Annotated in this window: 8 protein-coding genes and 2 tRNA genes; 2 read left to right on the plus strand and 8 right to left on the minus strand. The window is 71.3% G+C overall.

The window, feature by feature from the left end; all coding sequences use genetic code 11:
- Positions 1–14 precede the first annotated feature (14 nt).
- The 3 genes from ACIA6B_RS28500 to ACIA6B_RS28510 all read right to left on the minus strand — a co-directional run bounded on the left by ACIA6B_RS28500 (position 15) and on the right by ACIA6B_RS28510 (position 1,723).
- Positions 15–323 (minus strand): Scr1 family TA system antitoxin-like transcriptional regulator, encoded by a 309-nt coding sequence (locus ACIA6B_RS28500; protein WP_396777977.1) that lies wholly within the window; start codon positions 321–323, stop codon positions 15–17.
- Positions 313–795, minus strand: a complete 483-nt coding sequence (locus ACIA6B_RS28505; protein ID WP_396777979.1) for a Scr1 family TA system antitoxin-like transcriptional regulator — start codon at positions 793–795, stop codon at positions 313–315. The genes ACIA6B_RS28500 and ACIA6B_RS28505 overlap by 11 nt, the downstream gene beginning before the upstream one ends.
- 94 nt (positions 796–889) lie before the next feature.
- The gene (locus ACIA6B_RS28510) at positions 890–1,723 is read right to left on the minus strand and encodes a phosphoribosylaminoimidazolesuccinocarboxamide synthase (protein ID WP_396777981.1); all 834 of its coding nucleotides are present in this window, start codon (positions 1,721–1,723) and stop codon (positions 890–892) included.
- A 120-nt stretch (positions 1,724–1,843) separates the two neighbouring features.
- Here ACIA6B_RS28510 and ACIA6B_RS28515 point away from each other — a divergent pair, with 120 nt between their 5' ends.
- Complete coding sequence (locus ACIA6B_RS28515) at positions 1,844–3,181, plus strand: ABC transporter substrate-binding protein (RefSeq protein WP_396777983.1); 1,338 nt, start codon at positions 1,844–1,846, stop codon at positions 3,179–3,181.
- 60 nt (positions 3,182–3,241) lie between these two features.
- Here the strand turns inward: ACIA6B_RS28515 and ACIA6B_RS28520 are convergent, their stop codons facing one another.
- The 5 genes from ACIA6B_RS28520 to ACIA6B_RS28540 all read right to left on the minus strand — a co-directional run bounded on the left by ACIA6B_RS28520 (position 3,242) and on the right by ACIA6B_RS28540 (position 8,156).
- Positions 3,242–3,493 carry a hypothetical protein gene (locus tag ACIA6B_RS28520; RefSeq protein ID WP_396777985.1) on the minus strand — a complete coding sequence of 84 codons (252 nt, stop codon included), beginning with the start codon at positions 3,491–3,493 and terminating at the stop codon, positions 3,242–3,244.
- 105 nt (positions 3,494–3,598) lie between these two features.
- Positions 3,599–3,672 (minus strand) — tRNA-Met (locus ACIA6B_RS28525).
- 161 nt (positions 3,673–3,833) lie between these two features.
- A tRNA-Met gene (locus tag ACIA6B_RS28530) sits at positions 3,834–3,907 on the minus strand.
- A 126-nt stretch (positions 3,908–4,033) separates the two neighbouring features.
- A complete protein-coding gene (locus tag ACIA6B_RS28535; RefSeq protein WP_396777987.1) occupies positions 4,034–7,015 on the minus strand; it encodes a UPF0182 family protein in 2,982 nt (993 codons plus the stop codon).
- Between the two features lie 127 nt (positions 7,016–7,142).
- Positions 7,143–8,156, minus strand: coding sequence for a PDZ domain-containing protein (locus ACIA6B_RS28540; protein ID WP_396777989.1), 1,014 nt, complete (start codon positions 8,154–8,156; stop codon positions 7,143–7,145).
- Positions 8,157–8,340: 184 nt separating this feature from the next.
- Here ACIA6B_RS28540 and ACIA6B_RS28545 point away from each other — a divergent pair, with 184 nt between their 5' ends.
- The gene (locus ACIA6B_RS28545; RefSeq protein ID WP_396778007.1) at positions 8,341–9,543 is read left to right on the plus strand and encodes a zinc-dependent metalloprotease; all 1,203 of its coding nucleotides are present in this window, start codon (positions 8,341–8,343) and stop codon (positions 9,541–9,543) included.
- The last annotated feature ends 295 nt before the right edge of the window (positions 9,544–9,838 follow it).

The raw sequence follows: 9,838 nt of genomic DNA on the forward strand, positions 1-9,838 counted from the left end.
GGTCGGGGCAGTGTTCACAGCTCGCTCACCAGCTTTCCGATCAGCTCGACGGACACGCCGGCGGGCAGTGCCTCGCTGAGCAGCGTGTCCCACATCACCCTCATGGTAGCCACGGCGTCCGGCCGGTCGACGACGTGACCGAAGACGCCGTCCACGTAGGCCGCCTCGTCGCCGCCCGGCAGGGTGGCCAGCACGAAGCCACCGGCCAGCCCGGGGTGCGCGCCCACGCCGTCGGGCACCACGTAGAGCCGGATGTGCGGCAGCGCGGCCAGCGCGACCAGCCGCTCGCACTGGGCCCGGTGCACGTCCCGGTCACCGACCACGCCGCAGCGCGGTCTCGTCGACGACGGCGGTGAACTGCTTCGGGACCGGGCCGGTCAGCAGCTCCTGCCGGGCCATCCGGGCGGCCACCAACTGGTCCACCTGCTCGGGCGTGTGCGTGCCCTGGGCGCGCAGCACCGCGTGCGCGTACGCCTCGGTCTGGAGCAGGCCCGGCACCAGCGACGGCTGGGACGTGCGGAGGCTGAGCGCCTCGGTCTCGATGCCCCGCCACGGCGCGAACCAGGTCGGCGACTCCTGCCGGGCCGCCACCGCCAACAACTCGGCCAGCAGGCCGCCGGTCTCCAGCGCCGCGTCGGCGGCCTCGGCGAACTGCGGGGTCGGCCGACGCCGGCCGGTCTCGATCGCTGCGATGGTGGACGGACTCCACCTGACCGACTCCGCGAGCGCCTCCTGCGAGACGCCCGCACCGGCCCGCGCCGCCTTGAGCGCCCTGATCCACATGTCGCTGTTCATCCGACCGCCCCGAGATCGACCGAGGGTGACGGATTCATCCTCGATGGTTACGCCGGGTGGGTCCAGCAGGTACGGCCAGATGGCGGTATCACGTTCAGTCCCAGCGGTTGCCGGTGAGCTTCTCGTACGCCTCGACGTAACGGGCCCGGGTCGCCTCCACCACCTCCGCCGGCACCTCCGGCGCCGGCGGGCGCTTGTCCCAGCCGCTCTCGACGGCCCAGTCCCGCACGTACTGCTTGTCGAAGGAGAACTGGACCCGACCCGGCTGGTAGGACTCGGCCGGCCAGAACCGGGACGAGTCGGAGGTGAGCAGCTCGTCGCCGAGCATCAGCGTGCCGTCCGGCGTCCAGCCCAGCTCCAGCTTGGTGTCGGCGATCAGAATGCCCCGGTCGGCGGCGATCTCCGCGCCACGCCGGTAGACGTCGATGGTGATCTCCCGCAGCCGCTCCGCGGTCTCCGGTCCGACCTTGTCGACCACCTGGTCGTAGGTGATCGGCTCGTCGTGTTCGCCCTTCGGCGCCTTGGTCGACGGTGTGAAGATCGGCTCGGGCAGGATCGACGCCTCCACCAGCCCTCGGGGCAGCGGCACGCCGGAGACCGCGCCGGTGCGTTCGTACTCGGCGAGGCCGCCACCGGTCAGGTAACCCCGGGCCACGCACTCGACCGGCACCATCTCCAGCCGTCGGCACCGGATCGCCCGGCCGGCGAACTCCGCGGGCACCTCGGTGGCGGAGACCACGTGGTTCGGCACCAGGTCCGACAGCTGCTCGAACCACCACAGCGACAGCGCGGTGAGCAGGCGGCCCTTGTCCGGGATCGGGGTCGGCAGCACCACGTCGTAGATGGAGACGCGGTCGGAGGCGACCAGGATCAGGTCTCCGCCGTCGGCGTAGACGTCCCGGACCTTGCCCGAGTGCAGAAGTTCCACGGCGCTAAGTACACCATGACGCGGTGCGTCGACCGGCGCGCCCACCGGCCGTCCCGCCCGACGTTGACACCCTCGGCCGGGGCCGATGGAATGATCCGTCCACCCACCTTCGGAGAGACCGTGCGCGCTCAGTGGTCCGTACCCCGTCCCGGCCTCGACCGGCGGCGGTTCCTCGGCGCGCTCACCGGGCTGCCGCTGCTCGCCGGCGGGCTGAGCGGCGGGCTGGCCGGTTGCGGCCCGGCGGAGGACGAGGCGGTGGCCGACGACGGCCCGATCGAGCTGTCGGTGTTCTGGTGGGGCGGCAACCGCCGGGCCCAGGCCACCGAGCAGGCGTTACGTCTCTACACCCAGCAGAATCCCCGGGTCAGCTTCCGGATCACCTGGCAGGGGCTGAACGGCTACTACGACCGGCTCGCCACCCAGGCCACCGGCGGCAACGTGCCGGACCTGTTCCAGATCGACGACACGCTGCTCACCGAGTACGACCGCCGCGACATCCTGCTCGACCTCACCCGCCACACCACCGACGATCAACTCGACCTGCGCGGCCTGCCGGAGCAGTTGGCCCGGTACGGCCAGGTAAACGAGCGCACCGTGGCGGTGCCCGCCGCGCAGACCAACGCGGCGCTGGTGTTCAACCGGGACCTGCTGCGCCGGCTGGACGAGCCCGAGCCGCGCACCGGCATGTCCTGGAAGGAGTACGCCCGCTGGGCCGCCCGCGTCACCCGGGCCTCCGGCAACCGGGTCGCCGGCACCATGGATCCCTCCGGTGACTACCGGGCGCTCTGGCTCTGGCTGCGCGGGCAGGGCAGCGAGCTGTACCAGGGGCGGCAGCTCGGCTTCAGCTCGGCCGAACTGCTCGACTGGTTCGAGTTCTGGGAGGTCGCCCGCTTCGACCGGGCCACCCCGAGCGCCGCCCTGGTCGAGCAGGCGGACAGCGGCGAGCTGGCCCGGCAGCTCGTGGTCACCGGCCACGCCGCGGCGTCCTTCGCCTGGTCGCACCAGTTTCCGGAGCTGCAACGGCTGACCAGGGACGAGTTGGGCGCGGTCGCCTTTCCCGGCACGCCGGCCGCGCAGTGGCCCCGCGCGTCGATGTACTGGGCCGGCTTCCGCGGGACCCGCCACCCGGGCGTGGTGGTGGACGTGCTCAACTTCCTGACCACGAACGTGGCGGCCGGCCGGGTCCTCGGCTTCGAACGCGGCCTCAGCCCCGGCACGCAGGTTCGCGCGTACGTCGCCGCCGACGTGAGCGACCGGGCCGAGAAGCGGATGGCGGCCCTGGGCGTGGAGCTGGACGGGCTGGCCGGCCCGGCGCCCGCGCCGCCGCCGAAGGGGCACGCCACGGTGCGGACCCTGCTGATCGACGCGGCGGAGAGCATCCGGGGCAAGCGGGCCGGGGCCCGTACCGCGACCTCACGCTTCATGGCCCGGGCGAACGCCGCGCTCGCCGGAGGGTAAGGCGGGGCCCCGCTCAACGCATTCGGTAGAGGAGGGGCCCCCGCTTAACGCTCAGCGGCGTCAGCGCGGCGGACGGTTCCGCCGGTTCCGCATCAACATCAGCACCAGCAGCACGATCCCGCCGACCACCACCAGGCAGCAGAGCAGGCCGAGGACGCCGAAGCCACCGCCCCGGGAACGCCGTCGTGCGGCCTCCACCACGACCTCACCGGTCCCGGTCGACGCCCAGGCCGCAACCGGTACGAAGACCGAGAGCACGACCGTACCGATGACCGCGCTCAGGCGGCCCCACCGTCTGTTCCATCCAGCCATGCCCCCATCCTCGCCGAGTCGCGCAACCGGGGCACGCCGGACGGGACGGAAAGATCCGGATACGACAAAGACCCCGGAGTGAACTCCGGGGTCTTTGCGATCTTGTAGCGGGGACAGGATTTGAACCTGCGACCTCTGGGTTATGAGCCCAGCGAGCTACCGAGCTGCTCCACCCCGCGTCGGTATGTGTACAGCCTATCGCATCCGGATCGTGGAGATCAGCCGGGTCCCCGATCCCGCCGGAACCCGCGCCGGACCGCCGAACCCCGGCCGGGCACCGGCATCGGAACCGGGGAAACGACGAAGGGCCCGGAGTGAATTCCGGGCCCTTCGGTTCGAGTAGCGGGGACAGGATTTGAACCTGCGACCTCTGGGTTATGAGCCCAGCGAGCTACCGAGCTGCTCCACCCCGCGTCGGCTCGTTAACCCTAGCGCACCGCCCCGACGAGGCGCAAAACGGTTGCCCGACACGACCCGGGCCCGGGTTCCGGTGACCGTCGGGGCCACCGGACCACGGGCCCGGAGTGTCGTCGCGCGAGGTCAGCCGCTCGGTGACGGCGAGGCCGAGGCCGGCGCCGACGGCGAGGCGCTGCCCGAGGGCGTCGGGTTGCCGGAGGAGTTCGCCGCCGCCTGGGCCTGCTGGAACGCCGTCATCGCCTCGTCCAGCGCCTTCAACGCCCGCCCGTACCGCTCGAAGTCACCTGACGTCTGCGCGGCCTTGACCTCGGCGATGGCGGTCTGCACCTTGCCGGCCGCGTCGGCCAGCTCGCCGGTGAGCGGCGGCGGAGTGTTGTTGCCGCCGGCCGGCGGCGGGTTGTTGCCGTCGTCGCTCGGCGGCGGGGTGCCCGAGCCGGCCCGCTTGCCCTGCTCGACCAACTGTTTGATGCCGTCGCTCAGGTTGTTGGCGAGCACCACGTACGAGCCGCCGTCACCGTACGAGAGCAGCACCTTCTGCAACAGCGGGTACGCGTCCTGGCTGCTGCTCTTCACGTAGACCGGCTCGACGTAGAGCATTCCGTCGGCGAACGGCAACGACAACAGGTTGCCGTACTGCACCTGGGCCTGATTGGAGGAGAGCAGGTTGAGCTGCTGACGGATGTCGCCGTTGTTGGTCATCTGTTGGTGGACCTGGGTCGGCCCGGAGATCCGGGTCTGGTCCGGCAGCTCCAGCACCTCCAGGCGCGGCTGCCCGTCCACGTACGAGCCGGAGACCAGCGCGGCCAGGTTCTGCCGCCCGTTCGGGGTGACCGCGGAGGTCAACTGGAACCGTGGCCCGTCCTGCCCGGGGAACTGCGTGAACAGGTAGTAGGGCGGCTGCTTCTGCCCGCTGTCCGGTGCGTCCGGCACGTTCGGCACCTGCCAGAAGTCCTGGCCGGAGTAGAAGTCGCCCGGGTCGGTCACGTGGAACTTGGTGAGCAGGTTGCGCTGCACCTTGAACAGGTCGGCCGGGTAGCGGAAGTGCTCGGCCAGCTCCGCCGGGATGTCGCCCTTGGGCAGCACGACGTCGCCGCCGAACGCCTTGTTCCACGCCTTCAGCACCGGGTCGGTGTCGTCGTACGAGTAGAGCTTGACCGTGCCGTCGTACGCGTCGACGGTCGCCTTCACCGAGTTGCGGATGTAGTTGACGTTCTCCCGGGCGAGCTGGAACGTGCCCCGACCGGTCAGTTCGTCGGCGGTCTCCGCCTGGAGGTTGACCCGCTCGGCGTACGGGTAGGTCGCCGCCGTGGTGTAACCGTCGATGATCCACAGCACGCGGCCGTTCACCACGGCCGGGTACGGGTCGCCGTCGAGCGTGAGGAACGGCGCGACCTTCTCCACCCGGTCGCGCGGGTTACGCACGTAGAGCAGCTTCGAGTTCTCGTTGACCGCCTCGGAGAGCAGGAAGTTCGACTCCTGCTCCTTGATCGCGTAGAGCAGCCGCCGGGGGAACGAGCCGATCTTGACGCCGCCCTCGCCGGTGTAGGTGTAGTACTGCTCGCCGCCGGTGGAGGTGGGCCGGTCGAACTCGACGTTGCGGTCGCCGGTCTGCCCGACGATCGCGTAGTCGTCGGGCTCCATCCGCTCGCCGTAGTAGATCCGCGGCTGCTGGGCCGGGATCTCCTCGGTCGGCGAGGAACACGCCTCCTGCGCCTTCTCGCCGAGGAAGCCGGAGACGAAGTACGGCTGCCCACCGCAGACCACCTGGTTCGCCGGCGCGGCCACCAGGCCGTACCCGTGCGTGTAGACGGTGTGTCGGTTGATCCAGTTGCTCTGCTGATCGGTCAGCTCGCCGTAGTTGATCTCCCGGACACCGACCACGTAGTCGGAGGTCTTCTCCTTGACCGCGTACCTGTCGATGTCCAGCTTCGAGCCGAAGTCGTAGAAGCCACGCACCTGCTGGAGCTGCGTGTAGGTCTCGGAGACGAGCTGCGGGTCGAGCAGCCGGATGTTCGACACCACCGACGTGTCGGTGGACAGGCTGGCGGGTGGCACGAGGTTGCTGGCCGCGTACGGTGTGGTCTTCGTGCCGTCGAGGCTGAACGCGGACCGGGTCGCCTTGATGCTGCGTTCGATGTACGGCGCCTCCTTGTCCCGGGCGCTCGGCTTCACCTCGAACGTCTGCACCGCCCACGGGTAGATGCCGCCGATCGCCACCGCGGAGACGCCGAGCAGGGCCAGCGAGATGCCGGGCCAGACCAGGTTCCGCATCACCGCGTTGGAGAACACGATGATCGCGACGGCCACCAGGACGGAGATCCAGGCGAGGATCTCCTTCGCCGGGAGCAGCGCGTTCACGTCGGCGTAGCCGGCGCCGTAGAGCTTCGCGCCCTCGTTGTACTCCAGCAGCATGGCGCGCCGGTCCAGCACGTACGCGACGGCCTTGAGCAGGACGAAGACGGCGACCAGCGTGCTCAGGTGGGCGCGGGCGGAGTTGGTCATCCGGTCCCCGACGCCCTGGAGGCGGACCCCGCCGAAGACGTAGTGCACGGCCAGCGCGCCGAGCAGGGCCAGCACCACCGCGGTGAAGCCGACGCCGAGCACGTAACGCCAGAACGGGAGCTGGAACACGTAGAAGCCGACGTCGACGCCGAACTCCGGGTCCTTGACGCCGAAGTTGCCGCCGTTGCGGAACAGCAGCCACTGGGCCCACCGGGTCTGCGCGGAAAGCCCGGCGAAGAGCCCGACGACGGCGGAGACCAGCGCGATCCAGGTGCCGAGCCGGGGGCTCAGCAGCATCCGGTACCGCTCCAGCGTGGCCTGCTCGGCCGAGTGCGGACGCATCCGGGGCCGCAGCCGGTACGCCAGCCAGAGGTTGCCGGCGATGATCACCGCCATCCCCACGCCGACCACCAGGAACAGCAGCAGCCGGGTGGCGAGCACACCGGTGAAGACCTGGGTGTACCGGACCTCGTCGAACCAGAGCCAGTCGGTCCAGGCGTTGACCCCCCACCCGAGCAGGGTGAACAACACGAACACCCCGACCAGGACCCCGATGGTGACGCGTCCGCGTCGGCTCATCCTCGGCAGGGGACTGCTACGCATGACCACTATTGGCTCCGCACGTTTGATGTGATCGGCTCCGACCAGGCACCCAAGAGTACGGGGTGTTCCTGAACACGTCGGGTCAAGGTCACGTCACGATCGCCCCGGTGCCGGTGACCGGTCCTGCTCAGCAGCGTGTCGGCTGCCCCCCGGCACGCAGCGTCTCCAGCGCCTTGAGCGCGTCGTCGAGCGTCGCCACCCTGAGCAACGGCAGATCCGGTTGCGGGTTACGGACCGCCTCGGCGCAGTTGTCCGCCGGGACCAGGAAGACCTTCGCGCCGGCGTCCTTCGCGCCGACCAGCTTCTGCGCGATGCCACCGATCGGACCGACCCGGCCCTCGTCGTCGATGGTCCCGGTGCCGGCGACGATCTTCCCACCGGTCAGGTCGGCCGGCTCCAGCTTGTCGATGATGCCCAGCGTGAACATCAGGCCGGCGCTCGGCCCGCCGATGTCCCCGAGGTCGATCTTCAGGGTGAACGGGTGCGGCTGCTGCTGGTCGATCTCGACTCCGATACGCGGCCGGCCGTCCTGCTCGCGGCTGGTCACCGTGGCGGTGCCCGGCGTGCCGCCCCGGGTGTAGCCGATTTTCAGCGCGGTGCCGGCCGGCTTGGCCCGGATCAGCTCGGTGAGCCTGGCCGCGCTGGTCACCGGCGCCCCGTCGACCGAGGTGAGCACGTCGTCCGCGCGGAGCACGTCCGTCGACGGCCCGCCCGGCGTGACGGTCTTGACCAGCACCTTGATCGGGTAGCCCAGCTCGCGCAGGGCCGCCGTCTCGGCGCTGGTCTGCGAGTTCTGGAAGTCCTCCGCGTTGCGCTTCTCGACCTCCTCCTGCGACTCCCCCGGCGGATAGACCAGTTCGCGGGGCACCACCGCCTCGTCGGAGGAGAACCAGCCGGCCAGTGCCGACCGCAGCCGGACCGTGGGCTGCACACCGACCGTGGTGAGCCGGAGCTGCCCGGCGGAGGTGGACGTCGCGCGGCCGGAAACCTGAATGATCTCCTTGCCGTTCTCACTGCCGAGCGTGTTGACGGTCGGGCCGGGGCCGAGCACCACGTACGGCAGCGGCACGCTCAGCACGCCGACGCTGAGCAGGGCGGTGAGCAGGGCACCGAGCAGGACGGTCACGCCGCGACGTCTCATGCGCCAGAGCGTACCGATCCGTCCCCCGCCGTCCGGCGCGGTGACCGGCAGACTTCGCCCTCAGCGCAACGCCGACGGGCCCGACCTGCGGCGGGGCCCGCGTACCGTAGACGTCGTGCCTGATATTCCGTTCGGCTTCGCGCTCCCGGGTGGGCAACCACCAGACCCCAACGATCCCGCGCAGATGCAGCAGTTCATGTCGCAGTTGCAGCACCTGCTGTCCGCGCCGGGCAGCGGGCCGGTCAACTGGGACCTCGCCCGACAGGTCGCCGCGAGCCAGCTCGCCGCCACCGGCGACCCGGCGGTCTCGCCGTTCGAACGCAACGCGGTGGAGGAGGCGCTCCGCATCGCCGACCTCTGGCTGGAGCCGGCCACCTCGTGGCCCTCCGGCATCCGCTCGTCGGTCGCCTGGAACCGCAACGAGTGGATCTTCAAGACGCTCGACGTGTGGCGCAAGCTCTGCGACCCGGTGGCCAGCCGGATGGTCGGCGCGATGGGCGACCTGGTGCCGCCGGAGGCCCGCGCCCAGCTCGGCCCGATGCAGTCGATGGTCGCCACGCTGGGCGGCGCGCTCTTCGGCGGCCAGCTCGGCCAGGCCCTCGGCTCGCTCGCCGCCGAGGTGCTCTCCGCCGGCGACATCGGCCTGCCGCTGGGCCCCGCCGGCGCCGCCGCGCTCATCCCCGCCAACATCAAGGCGTACGGCGAGGGCCTGGAGCTGCCGGAGGACGAGGTACGCCTCTACGTGGCCCTGCGCGAGGCCGCCCACCAGCGCCTCTTCCAGCACGTGCCGTGGTTGCGCGGGCACGTGCTGACGGCGGTGGAGAACTACGCCGCCGGCATCCGGGTCAACCGGGAGGCGATCGAGGAGGCGATGGGCCGGGTCGACCCGACCGACCCGGAGTCGATGCAGGCGATCGCCCTGGAAGGCATCTTCACCCCCGAGGACACCCCGGCGCAGAAGGCCTCCCTGGCCCGGCTGGAGACCGTCCTCGCCCTGGTCGAGGGCTGGGTGTGCCATGTCGTGGACAGCGCGGCCGGTGACCGCCTGCCCAACGTCGTACGCCTCGGCGAGGCGTTCCGCCGCCGTCGCGCCGCCGGTGGCCCCGCCGAGCAGACGTTCGCCGCCCTGGTCGGCCTCGAACTGCGTCCGCGCCGGCTGCGCGAGGCGACCGTGCTCTGGGCGGCGCTGACCGAGCAGCGCGGCATCGCCGGCCGGGACGCGATCTGGGGTCACCCCGACCTGCTGCCCTCGGACGACGACTTCGCCGCCCCGGAGGCGTTCGCGGCAACCGGCAGCGACCTCGACGAGGAGCTGGCCAACTTCGACTTCACCGCGCCGGGTGCGCCGGAGGAGCCGACCCCGGGCGAGGACGACGGCAAGTCCTGACGCACCACACGTCGACGAGGGCTCGCACGGACGTCCGTGCGAGCCCTCGCTTCGTCCGATCGGTTACCGCCGCGCCGCACCGTGCACCGCCCGCCGCGCCCCACCGAACACCGCCCGCCACACCCCACCGCGCCACGCCCCACCCACGTACCGCCCGCCGCGCTTCACCGCGCATCATCCGCCGCACCCCACCCACGCATCGCCCGCCGCACCCCACCCGCGCACCGCCCGCCGCACCCCACCCGCGCACCGCCCGCCGCACCCCACCCGCGCACCGCCCGCCGCACCCCACCCG

Origin of the sequence: Micromonospora sp. NPDC051141 (assembly GCF_044455765.1) — a bacterium.
In the GTDB taxonomy this organism is placed as follows: domain Bacteria; phylum Actinomycetota; class Actinomycetes; order Mycobacteriales; family Micromonosporaceae; genus Micromonospora.